Source organism: Roseibium hamelinense, from assembly GCF_007830545.1.
GTDB lineage: Bacteria > Pseudomonadota > Alphaproteobacteria > Rhizobiales > Stappiaceae > Roseibium > Roseibium hamelinense.
In genome coordinates, this window is the sequence record NZ_VLLF01000002.1 from 469,634 (window position 1) to 485,633 (window position 16,000).

The 16,000-nt window shown below is 57.7% G+C and carries 22 protein-coding genes; 3 read left to right on the forward strand and 19 right to left on the reverse strand.

Annotated elements, in window-relative coordinates; genetic code table 11:
- Positions 1 to 8: 8 nt before the first annotated feature.
- The 6 genes from JM93_RS06990 to JM93_RS07015 form a co-directional block, all read right to left on the reverse strand.
- Entirely contained in the window at positions 9 to 284 is a 276-nt protein-coding gene (locus JM93_RS06990; RefSeq protein ID WP_208994981.1) for a hypothetical protein, read from the reverse strand.
- A gap of 212 nt (positions 285 to 496) precedes the next feature.
- On the reverse strand, positions 497 to 829 hold the full coding sequence (grxD, locus tag JM93_RS06995; RefSeq protein WP_145341644.1) for a Grx4 family monothiol glutaredoxin: 333 nt from the start codon (positions 827 to 829) through the stop codon (positions 497 to 499).
- A gap of 103 nt (positions 830 to 932) precedes the next feature.
- Positions 933 to 1,166, reverse strand: a complete 234-nt coding sequence (locus tag JM93_RS07000; protein ID WP_145341646.1) for a BolA family protein — start codon at positions 1,164 to 1,166, stop codon at positions 933 to 935.
- A gap of 42 nt (positions 1,167 to 1,208) precedes the next feature.
- A complete protein-coding gene (gene purL / locus JM93_RS07005; protein ID WP_145341648.1) occupies positions 1,209 to 3,407 on the reverse strand; it encodes a phosphoribosylformylglycinamidine synthase subunit PurL in 2,199 nt (732 codons plus the stop codon).
- Between the two features lie 119 nt (positions 3,408 to 3,526).
- The gene (locus JM93_RS07010) at positions 3,527 to 4,489 is read right to left on the reverse strand and encodes a calcium/sodium antiporter (protein WP_145341650.1); all 963 of its coding nucleotides are present in this window, start codon (positions 4,487 to 4,489) and stop codon (positions 3,527 to 3,529) included.
- A gap of 122 nt (positions 4,490 to 4,611) precedes the next feature.
- Positions 4,612 to 5,148, reverse strand: a complete 537-nt coding sequence (locus JM93_RS07015; RefSeq protein WP_145341652.1) for a peroxiredoxin-like family protein — start codon at positions 5,146 to 5,148, stop codon at positions 4,612 to 4,614.
- Positions 5,149 to 5,255: 107 nt separating this feature from the next.
- Here JM93_RS07015 and JM93_RS07020 point away from each other — a divergent pair, with 107 nt between their 5' ends.
- Positions 5,256 to 6,065 (forward strand): helix-turn-helix transcriptional regulator, encoded by an 810-nt coding sequence (locus JM93_RS07020; RefSeq protein WP_145341654.1) that lies wholly within the window; start codon positions 5,256 to 5,258, stop codon positions 6,063 to 6,065.
- A 12-nt stretch (positions 6,066 to 6,077) separates the two neighbouring features.
- Here JM93_RS07020 and JM93_RS07025 read toward each other — a convergent pair whose 3' ends face one another.
- From JM93_RS07025 to purC, 6 genes are all read right to left on the reverse strand, one after another.
- Positions 6,078 to 6,326 carry a DUF2164 domain-containing protein gene (locus JM93_RS07025; RefSeq protein ID WP_170230564.1) on the reverse strand — a complete coding sequence of 83 codons (249 nt, stop codon included), beginning with the start codon at positions 6,324 to 6,326 and terminating at the stop codon, positions 6,078 to 6,080.
- A 14-nt stretch (positions 6,327 to 6,340) separates the two neighbouring features.
- Positions 6,341 to 7,009 (reverse strand): phosphoribosylformylglycinamidine synthase subunit PurQ, encoded by a 669-nt coding sequence (gene purQ / locus JM93_RS07030; protein WP_145341658.1) that lies wholly within the window; start codon positions 7,007 to 7,009, stop codon positions 6,341 to 6,343.
- A gap of 20 nt (positions 7,010 to 7,029) precedes the next feature.
- Positions 7,030 to 7,137 carry a phosphoribosylformylglycinamidine synthase-associated small membrane protein gene (locus JM93_RS22095; protein WP_196220749.1) on the reverse strand — a complete coding sequence of 36 codons (108 nt, stop codon included), beginning with the start codon at positions 7,135 to 7,137 and terminating at the stop codon, positions 7,030 to 7,032.
- A 24-nt stretch (positions 7,138 to 7,161) separates the two neighbouring features.
- Positions 7,162 to 7,404 carry a phosphoribosylformylglycinamidine synthase subunit PurS gene (gene purS / locus JM93_RS07035; protein WP_208995011.1) on the reverse strand — a complete coding sequence of 81 codons (243 nt, stop codon included), beginning with the start codon at positions 7,402 to 7,404 and terminating at the stop codon, positions 7,162 to 7,164.
- Between the two features lie 106 nt (positions 7,405 to 7,510).
- Positions 7,511 to 8,053, reverse strand: coding sequence for a hypothetical protein (locus JM93_RS07040; protein WP_145341662.1), 543 nt, complete (start codon positions 8,051 to 8,053; stop codon positions 7,511 to 7,513).
- An 82-nt stretch (positions 8,054 to 8,135) separates the two neighbouring features.
- Entirely contained in the window at positions 8,136 to 8,933 is a 798-nt protein-coding gene (purC, locus tag JM93_RS07045; protein WP_145341664.1) for a phosphoribosylaminoimidazolesuccinocarboxamide synthase, read from the reverse strand.
- 281 nt (positions 8,934 to 9,214) lie between these two features.
- Between purC and JM93_RS07050 the strand changes: the two genes are divergently transcribed.
- On the forward strand, positions 9,215 to 9,538 hold the full coding sequence (locus tag JM93_RS07050; RefSeq protein ID WP_145341666.1) for a DUF1476 domain-containing protein: 324 nt from the start codon (positions 9,215 to 9,217) through the stop codon (positions 9,536 to 9,538).
- 170 nt (positions 9,539 to 9,708) lie between these two features.
- A complete protein-coding gene (locus tag JM93_RS07055) occupies positions 9,709 to 10,470 on the forward strand; it encodes an HpcH/HpaI aldolase family protein (RefSeq protein ID WP_145341668.1) in 762 nt (253 codons plus the stop codon).
- On the opposite strand, the gene JM93_RS07060 is transcribed toward JM93_RS07055, so the two are convergent.
- From JM93_RS07060 to purB, 7 genes are all read right to left on the reverse strand, one after another.
- Positions 10,397 to 11,287, reverse strand: coding sequence for an SCO family protein (locus JM93_RS07060; protein WP_170230566.1), 891 nt, complete (start codon positions 11,285 to 11,287; stop codon positions 10,397 to 10,399). The genes JM93_RS07055 and JM93_RS07060 overlap by 74 nt on opposite strands.
- Positions 11,284 to 11,874 (reverse strand): hypothetical protein, encoded by a 591-nt coding sequence (locus tag JM93_RS07065; protein ID WP_145341672.1) that lies wholly within the window; start codon positions 11,872 to 11,874, stop codon positions 11,284 to 11,286. The genes JM93_RS07060 and JM93_RS07065 overlap by 4 nt, the downstream gene beginning before the upstream one ends.
- 11 nt (positions 11,875 to 11,885) lie before the next feature.
- The gene (locus tag JM93_RS07070; RefSeq protein WP_208994982.1) at positions 11,886 to 12,332 is read right to left on the reverse strand and encodes a hypothetical protein; all 447 of its coding nucleotides are present in this window, start codon (positions 12,330 to 12,332) and stop codon (positions 11,886 to 11,888) included.
- A gap of 113 nt (positions 12,333 to 12,445) precedes the next feature.
- Positions 12,446 to 13,003, reverse strand: a complete 558-nt coding sequence (locus JM93_RS07075; RefSeq protein ID WP_145341673.1) for an RBBP9/YdeN family alpha/beta hydrolase — start codon at positions 13,001 to 13,003, stop codon at positions 12,446 to 12,448.
- A 159-nt stretch (positions 13,004 to 13,162) separates the two neighbouring features.
- Positions 13,163 to 13,741, reverse strand: coding sequence for a BA14K family protein (locus tag JM93_RS07080; RefSeq protein ID WP_145341676.1), 579 nt, complete (start codon positions 13,739 to 13,741; stop codon positions 13,163 to 13,165).
- Between the two features lie 159 nt (positions 13,742 to 13,900).
- Entirely contained in the window at positions 13,901 to 14,650 is a 750-nt protein-coding gene (locus JM93_RS07085; protein WP_145341678.1) for a metallophosphoesterase family protein, read from the reverse strand.
- A gap of 7 nt (positions 14,651 to 14,657) precedes the next feature.
- Complete coding sequence (gene purB, locus JM93_RS07090) at positions 14,658 to 15,986, reverse strand: adenylosuccinate lyase (protein ID WP_145341679.1); 1,329 nt, start codon at positions 15,984 to 15,986, stop codon at positions 14,658 to 14,660.
- Positions 15,987 to 16,000: the final 14 nt, after the last annotated feature.

Below are 16,000 nucleotides of genomic sequence, written 5' to 3' on the forward strand. Positions count from 1 at the left end.
GGACAGCGCTATTGCAGCGCGGACTGCCCCTCAAATCCGCCCACAGGCTGATTGCGCACCAAAATCACAAGACCTTCAGAATTTGGTGTGCCCCCGGCCCGGGCCAGGCCGCCATAGGACTTGCAGAGGTCTTTGGGTGTCTTGCCATTGTCGGGTGCGAAAACGGTCAAGTCGGTGCAGTCAACGCGACGGAGTTCAACCTCCGCCGGTTTCGGCGTCGTGGCCGCGACAGAAATGCCAGCAACAACGAATGCAGCGGCAGCGATCAGTAGTTTGTTCATCATCCCCAGTCCCAATCCATTGCGGCGGTGCGCCGTTACGTCATGGTCGGAAAATGGCGGTACGCGGTTGTACTGTCCCTGAATCCGGCATTCACCTTGCGTTCAGGTTAGGCGATTCGGCAAAATTTGCCGAGCTGAACACACAAAAAGCGGCCCGGAAACCGGACCGCCTTTGGATAAGTTAACTCAAGGTTAACCGAAGACGCCGCTCGCTGTTACGCGGTCTGGCTGGTCGCAATACCTTTTTCGGAGAACGCCGACTGCAACTCCTGATTCTGGAACATTTCGCGGATAATGTCGCAGCCGCCGACGAATTCACCCTTGATATAGAGTTGCGGAATTGTCGGCCAGTTGGTGAACTCCTTGATGCCGTTACGCAATTCGTCGTCTTCAAGAACGTTGATGCCCTTGTATGGTACGCCGATGTAGTCGAGGATCTGAACGACCTGACCGGAAAATCCGCATTGCGGGAAATTCGGGGTACCCTTCATAAAGAGCACGACGTCATTTGTGTCGACTTCGTTCTTGATCCACTCTTGGATGCTCATGGGATCAGTCCTTTCCAAATTCGATTGCCGGCCCTTCGACCGCGTGTTTGATCCGGTTTTACGCGAAACTACGTAGCGGAGCAAACCTCCTCTAGATGCATTCTCATTCCGGCGCTTTGGTTTGCAGGGCGAGAGCGTGCAACTCCCCGCCCATATTGCCTTTCAAAGCTTCGTAAACCAGCTGGTGCTGTTGAACGCGGCTCTTGCCGCGGAAGGCTTCGGAGACAACACTGGCCGCATAGTGGTCGCCATCTCCTGCAAGATCGCGGATCTCAACCTGAGCGTCCGGCAGAGCCTCTTTGATCAGGGTCTCGATCTCGTTTGCGTTCATTGGCATGGGGTCTGTCCCTCAAAGAATTATTGTTGTGTTCCCGAACGGTTAGGCAACCGACATGTAAGACGGAAACCAATTTTCGTGTGCTTCGGCCAAGTTTGCAACGGATATGGTGAGGATGCCCTCAACAGTCAATTGCTCGCCGCCGACCGTGCCGATGTGATTGGCTTCAACGCCTTCGTCGAGAATGTCTTCCAAGGTGCCATCCAGATCTCCGGCCGGTACGGTAATGACATACCTGCCCTGATCTTCGCCGAAGAGAGCTGCGTGGGCGGGCCCGTCCACTTTGATCTTTGCGCCTTGGTTCCCGGCAATGGCCATTTCGGCAAGTGCAACACCAAGTCCACCCGACGATACGTCGTGCACTGATGTAACGCGGCCTGCGCCGATCAGTTGGCGAACGAGGGTGCCTCGCCGCTTTTCCGCAGCCAGATCGACCGGTGGTGGAGCGCCTTCTTCGCGGCCGAGGATTTCCGCCAGATACATAGACGCACCGAGATGCGTGCCTTTGCCGCCGATCAGGATGATTTCGTCGCCCTCATTGGCGAAGGCTGCCGCGGCGCGTACCGTCACGTCGGGCAGAAGGCCGACGCCGCCAATAGCCGGGGTTGGAAGGATGGCCTCGCCATGTGTTTCGTTGTAGAGCGAGACATTGCCGGAAACGATCGGGAAATGCAGCTCCCGGCAGGCTTCTCCGATACCTTTGATGCAGCCGACGAATTGACCCATGATTTCGGGTTTTTCCGGGTTGCCGAAGTTCAGATTGTCCGTGGCCGCAAGCGGCTCGGCGCCAACGGCGGTCAGATTGCGCCAGACTTCGGCGACAGCCTGCTTGCCGCCTTCGAACGGGTCGGCTTCGCAATACCGCGGTGTGACATCGACGGAAAAGGCAAGGCCCTTGCGCATGCCTTCAACCCGGATCACGCCGGCATCTCCGCCAGGAGAGGCAGCGGTGTTGCCCTGGATCAGGGTGTCATACTGCTCATAAACCCAGCGGCGGGAGCAGCCGTTGGCTGAGCCGACCAGCGCCTTCAACGCACCGGCGTAGTCGTCTGGTTCGGCAATATCTTCGGCAGTCAAGAAAGGGCGCGGATCCTGTGCAACCCATGGCCGGTCATATTCGGGCGCTTCGTCGCCCAGTTCCTTGATCGGAAGATCGGCGACAGTCTCGCCCTGGTGCTTGACCACAAACCGTAACGTATCGGTCGTAACCCCGACGATAGCGAAGTCGAGGCCCCATTTCTTGAAGATGGCTTCCGCCTCCGCTTCCTTTTCCGGACGCAGCACCATAAGCATGCGTTCCTGGCTTTCCGACAGCATCATTTCGTAGGCGGTCATGCGCTCTTCGCGCACCGGCACCTTGTCAAGATCGAGTTCCACACCCAGATCGCCCTTGGCGCCCATCTCGACTGCGGAGCAGGTCAGACCTGCCGCCCCCATGTCCTGAATGGCGATCACGGCGCCGGTTTCCATCAATTCAAGACAGGCTTCGAGCAGGCATTTTTCAGTGAACGGGTCGCCGACTTGAACAGTGGGACGTTTTTCATCGATCGTGTCGTCGAATTCGGCTGACGCCATGGTCGCGCCGCCGACACCGTCGCGGCCGGTCTTCGCGCCAAGATAGACGACCGGCAGACCGACACCTTCGGCCTTGGACAGAAAGATCGCGTCTGAATTTGCCAGACCGGCTGCAAACGCGTTGACCAGGCAATTGCCATTATAGCGGGCGTGGAACTCCACTTCACCGCCTACTGTCGGAACACCGAAAGAGTTGCCATAGCCCCCAACCCCGGACACGACGCCGGAGACCAGATGCCGGGTGCGCGGATGATCGGGTTCTCCGAACCGCAACGCATTCATCGCCGCGACGGGGCGTGCGCCCATGGTGAAGACGTCGCGCAAAATGCCGCCGACACCGGTTGCGGCTCCCTGATAGGGTTCAATATAGGACGGGTGGTTGTGGCTCTCCATTTTGAAGACCACGGCCTGTCCGTCGCCGATGTCGACAACGCCGGCATTCTCGCCCGGCCCCTGCAATACCCGGGGTCCGTCCGTGGGCAAGGTTTTCAGCCATTTTTTTGATGACTTGTAGGAACAGTGTTCGTTCCACATGGCGGAAAAGATGCCGAGTTCGGTAAAGGTCGGCTCACGGCCGATCAGCTCGAGGATCCTGTCGTATTCGTCCGGCTTCAAGCCGTGGGATGCGATGAGCTCGGGCGTGATCTTGATGTCGTTCTGGATCATGTCGGTCCGGGAATCTGCGGCGCGTGCGCCTTTGGGAGTTTGGCGCCGGTTTAGCAGATCGTTTGCCGGATTGGGAGCCTTGTTTCGTGCCTTTCCGCTGATGGTGGCACGGAACCTGATTAATGCGCGATCGTGGCTAGATAGCCCATGTACAGCGCATATCCGAACAACATCGCAGCCCCTTCGCGCCGGGTAATTTTCCAACCGGTAAAAGCGAAAAACACCAGTGCGAGCGTTGCCGCCAGCATAACCCAAATATCCCGGTCCATGATTTCAGCAGGAATTGCGATGGGCTTGATCAAGGCTGTAGCGCCCAAAATGCCCAAGATGTTGTATATGTTCGAGCCGATCACGTTGCCGAGTGCGATGTCGGATTGCCTTTTGAATGCAGCGACCACTGACGTCACCAGTTCGGGAAGCGATGTGCCAACCGCGACAATCGTCAGACCAATCACTGCCTCGCTGATCCCGGCCTGTCGCGCAAGCCCCGTTGCCCCTGCTACCAGATAGTGGGCGCCGCCAAGTGTCATGGCGAGGCCTGCGATCGTCAGGAAGATCAAAAACGGCAGCTTCTCAGTAAAAGGCTGCGCCGTGCTGGCCTCCGCTTCCGCACGGTGAAATTCCGCTGAAGGTGTGGTTTGGCCGGTCTCCATCCGGTAGGTGACAACAAGGTAGACAGCCAGGCCGGCGAGCAGCATGCTGCCGGATATCCGTCCCGCTTCGCCAAGCAGGGCAAGGGCAACAACGGCGATGGCTGCAAGTGTCACGACGGCGCCATCGCGGCGCATGGCCGCCGGATCGGTTGCCAGTGGCGCGATTACCGCCGAAATGCCGAGAATAAGCAAAATGTTCGCAATGTTGGAGCCAACCACGTTGCCGACAGCGATGCCGGGCGCGTCGTTTAACGCGGCCAGAATACTGGTCATCAGTTCCGGCATGGATGTGCCGAAGCCGACCAGAACGAGACCTATGAGAAGGGGGGACATACCGAAGTGGCGCGCAATCCCGACAGATCCGCGAACCAATGTGTCACCGCCTGCGACCAGCAGAACGAGACCCAAAACAACTTGAAGATAAAGCACGGCAGAGCCTTTGAAGGAGGTATGTTGCGCAGATGGACAGCCGCACACGCCTTCGCAAGGTCGCAGAAAAAATAAACCCCGGCGCAGAGCCGGGGTCAATTGTCTTTGCTGGGGCCGTGCGACTAGACGGCGCCGGTGTACTCGCCGCGGGCCGGGTACTCGTTCTTGATCACGAAATCGAGTGCACCGACCATTTCTTTAAAATGCGGCCGGACAAACGGCATGGTCTGGACGGACGCGAAATAGAGTGTGCCGTCCGGTTTGACCAAGAAAACGCCGGGTTCGGAAAACAAAGCGGGTTCTTCAATGCCGATTGAGGTCGTGCCCCGGCTGGTTGAAATGTAAAGGCCCCACTCCTTGGCAAGACTAAGTGGCAGCCCATAACCGAAGCGCAAGCTGTGCGCACCGATTTTCTCCGCCATCTGCTTCGTACGTTCTTCGCCATCTGAAGAAACCGCGATCGTTTTGACGCCGCGTTCCGCAAATTCCGGTGTCAGGCGTTCCAGCTCCTTGAGGTAGGTTGCACAGATCGGGCAATGCAGACCGCGATAAAACACGACGAGTGTCGCGAATTCGGCCTGATCATTTCCCAGATCGAATGATCCGTGCTCCAATGTGGAGACCCGGAGTGTGGGAACTGCTTGACGTGGCGTTAACATCTGTTGTCCTTTCGGGGGGCGGCATTCTGGCCGCTCAGGGTATTGACGATACTGTATCGAACGGTCAGTGTTGTTTTGTTCTATATTCATGATCGAGGGTACGGTAAATGGACAGCATTCTGCGAACCAGCTTCTCTGGAAGGCTTGATCGTTTGTCTTCCCTGATCGAGAGATTCCGGGTTCACGCTGTTCTTGGACCCATTGATGGGAACGTTCAGGGCGCGATTTCTTCCAATTTCTTTGTGCTCGCAATGCCGGACGAGAGTTTGAAGCTCGTTTTTCTGCCGCATGGGGGGGCTGTGCAGGAGGTGGACGGGATTTCGGTCCCGAATGCTATGGCAACGACCTTGGTTGCAGCGGATATCCAGATCTCCGGGGCTGGCAACCACCTTGTTTGCGCGCTGCCAGAACGGATAGAGATTTCACTCCGCGACGCTCCCGATCTTGCAAACGTGGTCGCGCCACTGGTGGAAGAGGTTGTTCGGCCGCGGTGCGGCGGCCAGGCCGTCTTTCATCGCTTGTGCGAAGTGGTGGTCATCCGGCTCTTGCGTCATGCGCTTGAAACCGGGGCGGCCGATGTCGGTTTGCTTGCCGGTCTGGCGCATCCGCGGCTGGCTGCCGCACTTGTCGCCATGCACGAGGCTCCGGACCGGACCTGGACGCTCGAGCAATTGGCCTCCGTTGCCGGTATGTCGCGGACCCAGTTTGCCGTGACATTCAAGGATGTAGTGGGCGTTACGCCGGGAGGTTATCTCTCCGGCTGGCGGTTGGACGTAGCGCGCATCGAGCTGGAAAACGGGGCGCCGGTCAAGGTGGTCGCCAAGATGTGCGGCTTTTCCAGCGCGGCGTCATTCTCCCGCGCATTTACCCGCCAATATGGCCATGCACCGACACAAGAGCGCCGCGTTTCCGCTTGAAGGAGCGGGGAATCAGTCGATTTCGGGCTGCTCGAGACCATAAAAATCGTCGGCCAAATCATCGATTTTTTTGCTGAGGAGGGCATGAGCGTCGCGAATGCCCTGGTTGTAAAACCGCGGCGCAAAGCGCTTGACGAGGTGGTCCACGAGCCGTTCAGCATCCATGTTGCCGATCTCCGTGTCGAGCTCATCTTCCAAGAACCGTTTCAGATTCGCTGCAAGAGCAACCTTCTGTTCGCGGGACAATTTGAGCTCTGACACGGGCGTCTCCTCAATCAGGCCGCAGCCTCCAGAAGGCTTTCGAACAGTATCCGCCCCTCTGTTCCGCCATGAAGCGGTTCCACGAGGTTCTCGGGATGCGGCATCATGCCTAGAACGTTGCCCTTCGCGTTGGTGATGCCTGCGATGTCGTTGATCGATCCGTTCGGATTGGTGCCGTTTGCATAGCGGAACACGACTTGGCCGTTGTCTTCCAGAGCCTTCAAGGTATCCCCGTCGGCAAAGTAGTTTCCGTCATGGTGGGCCACCGGGCAGCGCCAGACCTGGCCTTTTTCAAATTTTGACGAAAACCGCGTGCCGTCGCTCACAGTTTCCAGCATGACTTCCTTGCAGACGAAATTGAGCCCGGCATTGCGCATTAGAGCGCCGGGCAGCAGACCGGCTTCGGTCAAAATCTGAAACCCGTTGCACACGCCGAGAACAGTCATGCCTTTGTCTGCCTGCGCAACCAAATCCTTCAAGATCGGCGAGCGGGCTGCGATCGCGCCTGAGCGCAGGTAATCTCCGTAGGAAAAACCGCCGGGCACAACGACGAGATCAACATCCGGCAGCGTGGCCTCGGTATGCCAGACTGATTGCGGCCGCGAGCCGGTGATCAGTTCCAGCGCATGGAACATGTCGCGGTCCCGGTTGGAGCCTGGAAAAACGATGACGGCGGTTTTCATGAGGAGCGTCCCGTTGTCAGTCACAAGAGAAAGTAGACCGCGAGCAGTGCGGCGCCGGCTGGAAGAGCAATGAACATGGCGGCCTTGATGGCCATGAAACGCAGGGCCTTGGCAGCATCTTCATCCATTGCCGGACCCTCCGGATGTCTGGGTTACACGATTTCGATGGCGAAGTTTTCAATCACCGTGTTGGCCAGAAGCTTTTCGCACATTTGTTCGAGATCCGCTTTCGCAGCGCCTGCATCGGTATGCGCCAATTCCACGTCGAAAACCTTGCCCTGCCGGACGGCCGCAATGCTGTCAAAGCCGAGACCGCCCAAAGCGCCTTCGATTGCCTTGCCTTGAGGGTCAAGAACACCGTTTTTCAAAGTGACGGTTACACGTGCTTTCATGATTGGGTCTCCGCAGCGGTACTGCCATCTCGGACTATGGAAAATTGTTGGGGCTCACTTACACGAGGAACCCCAGCAAAAAAAGAGCAGAATGTGCGGAAGCCGGGAATTACGGCAGCCGGCGGACCGTTGTGCTGGCCAGATACTTGCGCAGATTGGCTTGGGCCGTCTGCCGTGACGGCGAGATCGAGCCAATCGCAACGCCGCGGTCTGCCTGGATGATGAAGCGCGCGGCAAGGTATTGAGGTTCGCCGAAGTTCGGTGTGATCCGATAGACAAAGTCAAACCCGGAATAGGCTGAAGTGGTTACCTTTTGGGTCGAGAGCGTTTGGATTCCGCCTTTGCTTGCCCTGTTCAGGGATTTCCCCAATTCCCGCATCAGACCGGCGCTGAAGATATCGGAGCGCACTGCTGCCTCGGCGTCGCCTTTCACCTTGATTGGGCTCACGAAAACGGCCTGCTTCGTTCTGCAGGTGTTTGGCGAGCACACGTACGCGATTTCGTTGCCTTTGCGCTCGGTATTCCATCCCGCTGGCGGGAAGCTGGTTTGAATGCTTCCAGGTTTAAGCCCTGCCGTCTGACAGGCTGCCAATGCCAAAGAAGCAGCTGCTACGAGCGTCAGTGCTCGAAGCTGTTTGACGTATCCACGCATAAAAAAATCCCCTGTGACGATGTGGCCGCCATAGAGGATTTAGGTATTTTTGACAATAGTCCGAGTGCTGCGCGCAGACGTCCTACTGGACCAGGGTCGGCCCGCTTGCCGTCGGCCGGTCGTTGCCGTTCAAGATGCCAAGGCGCTTGGCGACTTCCTGATAGGCTTCAAGCATGCCTCCAAGATCCCGGCGGAACCGGTCCTTGTCCATCTTGTCGTTTGTTTCGATGTCCCAGAGGCGGCAGCTGTCCGGTGAAATTTCATCGGCAACAACAATACGCATCATGTCGCCTTCAAACAGCCGGCCGCACTCGATCTTGAAGTCGACAAGACGGATGCCAACGCCCAGGAAAAGGCCGGACAGGAAATCGTTGACCCGAATGGCAAGCGCCATCATGTCATCGAGTTCCTGCGGGTTGGCCCAGCCGAACGCGGTTATGTGTTCTTCTGCGACCATTGGGTCGTCCAGTTCGTCGTTCTTGTAATAGAACTCGATGATGGAGCGGGGCAGCTGGGTGCCTTCTTCGAGGCCGAGGCGCTTGGCGATCGACCCGGCAGCGACGTTGCGTACAACCACTTCAAGCGGAATGATTTCGACTTCACGGATCAGCTGTTCACGCATGTTCATGCGGCGGATGAAGTGAGTCGGAATGCCGATATTGTTCAGATGATTGAAAATGAACTCGGAGATCCGGTTGTTCAGCACACCTTTTCCATCAACAATCTCGTGTTTCTTGTTGTTGAATGCGGTTGCATCGTCTTTGAAGTGTTGGATCAAAGTTCCAGGCTCAGGACCTTCGTAAAGAATCTTGCCTTTGCCTTCATAAATACGCCGGCGGCGGTTCATTGGCACGTACCGTGAGTGTTTGAGAAAATCCATCGATCGGGGTTTGTCCTTGGCATTCGGTTGTTCCTCCCAAGGCGCGTTCGCCGCGCTGCTCGGGTTGGCAACACTGCCTTAGCCCCGCATTCGCGGCGCGGAACTTACCCGAAGAGCAGCCAAAGTACAATCGGCGCTGTTCTTGCATTTCAGGTCCAGGTACGCTTTCAGGGCAAAAATGCGATCATTCGTTGATTTGAGGCGGTTCGGGGGATATGGAATGGCCGAGATCATTCCTATATCAATGGCACATCGCCATCCGCAGTTTGGGAGACACCAGAATGAGCACATTCGACAAGCGCGAAGAGGGCTTTGAAAACAAGTTCGCGCATGACGAGGAGCTGAAGTTCAAGGCCATCGCACGCCGCAACAAGCTTTTGGGGCTGTGGGCCGCAGAGCTTCTGGGGAAGACCGGCACGGATGCCGAAGACTATGCCAAGGAAGTTGTTCGGGCCGATTTCGAAGAACCGGGCGACGACGACGTGTTCCGCAAGATCCGCTCTGACTTTGACGCAAACAACATCGACCAGTCGGACCACCAGATCCGGCGCACAATGGAAGAGCTGTTGGCCACCGCGGCTCAACAGATCCAGAGCGGCAGCTGAGCGAACAACGCGCTTTCCGGGCTTGGGAGCAAGATCCCCCGTGGGTGACCCCGGGGGTTTTTTGTGTCTAATCGGCTGTTGTCATCACCGGAATTGACGGGAACAGGGCTTGCACGGGAACGTACAATTGATTTGATTGCACTGCTCCTTCCTGCAAACGAAAGAAGACCATGGCATCGCTCGCCGAAAAACTGAAAAATGGCCAAACCATCGTGACTGCCTGGTCCGGACTTGCAGTCCCAATTCTCTCGGAACTGCTGGCACGTAGCGGCTATGAGGCCGTGACCATGGACCTCCAGCATGGCCAGCACGACCTTGCCAGCGCGCGCGACGCCTTCGCGGCCATGAGCGGTTTGAATGCCCACCGTATTGCGCGTATCCCGGTTGGTGATTTTGCGACGGCGAGCCGCCTCTTGGATCTCGGTGCAGAGGCAATCATTGCCCCGATGATCAACTCCGCAAAAGAAGCTCAGGCTTTCGCCGACTTCATGAAGTTTCCGCCAATGGGGAGACGGAGCTGGTCTCCACACCGGGCAGCCATGCTGGCCGGGCAGGATGTCGAAACCTACTTCCAAAGGGCAAATCAGGATCTCCTCGCACTTGCGATGATCGAAACCAAAGAGGCGATTGAGGCTCTGGACGATATTCTGGCCGTTGATGGGATCGACGGCGTTTTCGTCGGTCCGAGTGACTTGTCGCTGACGCTGTCAAACGGAGCCGCGCTTGAGCCGAATTCCCCGGCAACGGCAAAGATCGCGGCCGAAATCGCCTCTCGCGCACGTGAAGCGGGCAAAATCGCGTCCATCTTCTGTCTGACTGCGGAAAAAGTGCATGAATCGCGCGAGGCAGGTTTCCAGCTCATGGCCTATGGGATGGACATGGGTCTGTTCTCCCAAGCAGCAACGGACGCGCTGAAAGCCTGCAAACCCTGATATTGCCTCGGGTGTCCTTGCGATTTTCCGTCTGCGACCGTTCGATATAGCCCTTGATGACCTTGGCCAGGTGCTCAGGGGCAAAAACCGGCGGCAATATGGTTTGCAAAGTTCCATCTGGCCCGACCAAATAGATCAAGCTGCCATGGGCGTAGATCGGCTCTCCGATATCGTCCTTGCCAACTTCCGACACGGCGACTTGAAACAGTCGGCGGGCCGCCTCAAGCTGTTCTGGTGAGCCGGTGAGGCCTGTCAGGTTGGGGTGCCATTTTGCAAGGTTCGCCCCCATGGCATCCGGAGTGTCCCGCTCAGGGTCCACGCTGATCATGACGGTCTCGATGTCATGTCCCGCGGCTGCCAATTGGTCCATGGCATTGGCAATGTCCGGCAACACGGCGGAACAGATCGCCTCACAGCTGGCATACCCGAAGAAAACCGCATAGGTCTGCCCCAGGAATTCCTGTTCCGTCCGGCGCTTGCCATATTGATCGACCAGATCAAATTCCGCTTTTAAGGCAATCGGAAACGGGGCATCCGGTGTGACCGGCGATGGACCATGCGCAGACATCTCGGCAAAGCCGGGCAAGGCAGTGCTCATCGCGTCGCGCCGCGCGTTCATTTTGGATTCGATGGCCGCGCGATCAAGCGCTTTTTCAGATCTCGCCTGGTGGATCTCGCAGGACGGCAGTGCCAGAAGATGGGCAACCGCCGCCGAAGCGCTGTCGATTTCCGGTTCCGCGCGAAGCTTGGCGAGTGCCCAGCCGGCAGTACAGGTGGCACCGATCAGCAAGACTGCCCCAAGCAGGAAACGCTTCATTGGGCGTTTTCCTCCAGCCATTTCTTGTCAACGTCCGGACCAAGGCCGAAATAACCGTCTTTCTCGATCGCGGCCTTTACATTCGGATCGCGCCGGAACCATGGACCTTCCCCGTCAGCATCCGGGTATTTTTCCTGCCATTGAGGCACGAAGGCATCCGTCTTCACCCAGTCATCTGAACCGGCAGCGCGGATCAGTTGCACCTGGTAAACCTTGGCGCCGATACCAGGTGTGAACTCCGGCTCGCCGACCAGCAAACCGTCGACTTCAACATCCTGTCCGCAAAACTCTGCCAACCGGTGATTGGCCCCGGTAAAGTTTGGCGCGCCGGACTTGTTCACCAAAAGCATCCGGTCGTCGTCTTTGCGGATGACGACCATTGGGCGCTCACCCGCGCCGCAGTCGTCCGGGCAATCGCCGGTCAGGGCACACAGCGCGTCCGTGACACGGGCTTCAAAGCGGGCTTTTTCTTCGCCAAACAAGCCCCACTCATTTGCTTGGCTGTTCGCCGAGTAGGGCCCTTCATCCTGCGCATGAGCGAGCGTGGCAACGCAGCAGGCGGCCAATGTGAATGCAATCTTTTTCATTGTAGCGTCTCCTACTGGCCGGGCTCTGCGAAGGGTGGGACAAACCCGTAATCCTCATGATTGCGGAGTGTGATTCCTTCATCGGAGACGATGTTCTCAACGAGAATGTAGTCTATGCCGTCACGCTCATAATGAATGCCGTCAGCAACCAGCTTGTGGCTTTGAACGGACAGCAGCGTCTTGCCGTCGCCGACCTGATCATGGCCCTCCCACTTGAGGACCATGTACACCTTGCCGTCCTCGGTCAGCATGCCGACAGGTATTCCGCCAGCCGCACACCACAGCGCACATGTGTGGTGTGCTGTACCGGTAACCGCGTCGGGCCCGCCCATCACGCCGGAATAGTAACACCAGGTATCGATCACTTCGCCGGTGATCTGAACACGTTCTCCAGTAGCGGACAGGGCGGGGAGTGTGGCACCCGCCAAAAAGCTTAATGAAATCAGAAGTCTGAACACGCCGCGCGCTCCCATCTTGTCATGCTTCAAAGGAAAGATTGCAGCGATTTATGTGACTGTAAAATAACGTTTACGCCGGAATCCGTGAAGACCCGGCGCAAAGCGGCAGCGGTTTAGCCAAGACGCTTCATGAAACCTGCAAACGACATCATGCCTTCCGGCCATGGCCCATGGCCGCTTGCCATATTGATGTGTCCGGCTTCGCCAGCATCTTGAAAGGTCGCGCCCCAGGCTTTCGCCAGTTCTTCGGCCTTCTGAAAACTGCAATGGGGGTCGTTTCGGCTTGCGGCGACGTGGCTCCGGAACGGCAGGGGAGCTTTTGGCGCGGGCAGGAAACTGCTTGCGTCAAATTCCAAGGCCGGGGTGTCGCGCTCCAAATCCATCGGAGCCACCAGATAAGCGCCAACCACCTTGTCCTTGGGAATGTGATGCGCCGCATGCGCAATAAGGATGCACCCGAGTGAATGTCCGACCAGAACGACCGGCTGAGTTGTTTTTTCCATGCGCTCGGTGAGGGCATCTTGCCAGGTTTTAAGAACTGGAAGAAACCAGTCCCGTTGCTCCACGACCCAGGCATTTGCCATCTTGGCCTGCCAGCGTTTCATCCAGTGGCCTTCGGGTGTGTTTCCATAGCCGGGGACGAGCAGAATATCGGTATCGGAAATCTTCACGGGAAGCGGCTTTCGTTTTATCAGGATCTTCGTTTGCTTCCTCGCAGAACGGGCCCGTGCATGTCAAACGCGACCGGTAAAAAAAGACCGGGCAGGAACAAATATCCGGGCCCGGTCACAAGGTGGGAGGGGAGCGCCGCGCGGGCGCGATCCAGCCGGCTAGGGCCAGAACGGGGAATTACAGATCTGACGAGGCCCTTCGTAGGGCTGGTAGGTGTTGTCCGCAACAAGGTAGGACCTGTAGCGCTCAAGGCACCAATTGACGTGCTGCACCCGAACATCGCCGGTCAATGCCGGCGGTTGAACCGGTGCCGCCGGCGGCTGGGCATAGACCGGGCCGGGCGCAGGAATCGGAGCGACAGTTACAACGTCGGTTTCCTGAATGACGGTGGTGGTCGAAGGCTGCTGTGCTGTGTGCCCTGGGTTGAACGGCGGGGCAGGGGCATAGTTTGGCGGCACGGTGTTAAACGTGAAGCCTTGGGGCGGGAACCACCAGCCATTATAGCGTTTCCACCCGTGTCCCCAGTAGCCGTTGCGCCAGCGGACGCCCGGCTGGTCATATGCGGGCGGAATATAGACCCTAGGCTGCGGTGGCTGCACATAAACAACGCGTGGCGGCGGTGCAGGGGCCGGAGCCGGCGGGTTGGCCAGAAGGTCCGCAGCCTGGGCCGAGACCGCTTGGACTGCCGGCAGCACCAGAGCGGCAAAGGGGGCGAGCCAGAACTGTTTCGACGGCATGCGTTCCTCCGGTCGGATCAAAAGTCCGCCAGAACCAGTGACATGCACGGTCGCCGAGTGATGCGAAGACCGGGCCTCAGGTTCTGACGATTGCTTTCAGACCTAGAGGATGAGGCTTGTCTGAAGCTGCCCTTGTTCAGCTGAACTTGCGTTCGGATCTCAAGACAATGGGCCGAAAAAGCCGTGACGCAGCGATCTGGCCCAGTCCGGGCGTTCGTTCTTTGCCGCCTTGTTGGCTGCCTTGTCCCAGTCGTAGGGGAGGACTTTTTCGCTGAAAGACCAGCCTGAGGGCGATTCCTGCATCAGCGTGTAGCGTGCATGCGGGCTGCCGATTTCCATCTTGTGTTTCAGCGGATGGGCATCGTCGTAAGACGGCAAGCCAACGCTTCCAGGATTGAGAATTGTCTGACCGGTGTTCGATAGCCGCACCACACGCGGGATGTGGGTGTGCCCGCAACAGACAATGGGAGACTGTTCTCCTGCCAAGGCTTCGAGAATCGTTTCTTCGTCCGGCAGGTGCCCTTTGGGTCCGGTGATTTCCTCTGTCAAATAGACGTCGTCCAAAGTGGGCGTTCCATGACAAAGAAAAATATCGTCGCTGAGGCGAATCGTGGCGGGCAGACTACGGAGCCACGCTTTGCTCTCTTCGGACAACAAAAGGGCCGAGAAACCGTCTGCGGTCCGCCGCGGCAGGGGCTTGTCACTCACCACAATACGATCATGGTTGCCGCGGACCGTTGGCCAGCCGGTTTCGCGCAAAATCGCAGCCGTTTCTTCGGGCCACAAAGGCCCGGACACACAATCGCCGAGATTGACGATCTGATCCGGCGCTTCCCGGGCCAGATCGTCGAGAACAGCTTCCAAGGCCGGAAGATTGCCGTGGATGTCGGAAACAACTGCGATTTTCATGAAGTGATCAGCTCTCTCCGAAAACGCGTTCAAAGATCACATCGACATTCTTGGTGTGATAGCCAAGGTCAAAACGGCTGCGAATTTCCTCTTCTGAGAGGTATTCGCGTACGTCCTCGTCATTCAAGAGCTCGGTGAGGAAGTCCACCTTGGCATCACCGGATACCTGGTAGCTGTCCCAAACCTTCATGGCGTTGCGCTGCACCAGGCGATAGGCGTCTTCGCGTGAAGAGCCTGCCTGGGTGAGGGCAAGTAGAATCCGCTGGGAATGAACCAGACCGCCAAGCCGGTCCATGTTGCCGATCATCCGCTCCGGGTAGACCAGGAGCTTGTCGATGACCCCGGTCAGGCGTGCCAGCGCAAAGTCCAAGGTGACGGTCGTGTCCGGTCCAATCATGCGCTCCACTGAGGAGTGTGAGATATCCCGCTCGTGCCACAGGGCAACGTTTTCCATGGCCGGTGTCACGGACATGCGCACCAGACGGGCAAGGCCGGTGAGGTTTTCCGTCAGGACCGGGTTGCGTTTGTGCGGCATCGCAGATGAGCCTTTTTGGCCCTTTGAGAAATACTCTTCCGCCTCGAGCACTTCTGTTCGCTGTAGGTGGCGTACTTCGGTTGCCACCCGCTCAATCGAAGAGGCGATGACGCCGAGTGTTGCGAAATACATGGCATGCCGGTCACGCGGGATCACCTGGGTCGATACGGGTTCCGCTTTCAGGCCCATGGCCTTGGCGACATGTTCCTCTACCCGCGGATCAATGTTGGCAAAGGTGCCGACAGCGCCGGAAATTGCACAGGTGGCGATCTCTTCCCGGGCGTTCAGAAGCCGGGTTTTGCAACGGTCGAACTCAGCATAGGCTTCGGCCATTTTAAGGCCGAATGTGACCGGCTCGGCGTGAATGCCGTGCGAGCGTCCGATGCAGACCGTTTCCTTGTATTCAAACGCCCGCCGCTTGAGCGCGGCAAGCAGGTCATCCAGATCAGCAAGCAAAAGATCCGTTGCCCGGACCAGTTGGACGTTCAGGCAGGTGTCGAGCACATCTGACGATGTCATGCCCTGGTGCACAAACCGTGCATCAGGACCAACTATTTCGGCCAGATGGGTTAGGAAGGCGATGACGTCGTGCTTGGTTTCGCGCTCGATTGCGTCAATCCGGTCAATGTCGAATGTGGCGGCATTGCCCTTCTCCCAGATCGTTTTTGCCGCTTCCTTCGGGATAACCTCGAGTTCCGCCAGCGCATCGCAGGCATGAGCTTCGATTTCGAACCAGATGCGGAATTTCGTTTCAGGAGACCAGATTGCGACCATGTCCGGCCGCGAATAGCGCGGAATCATCTACCGTCCTCGTT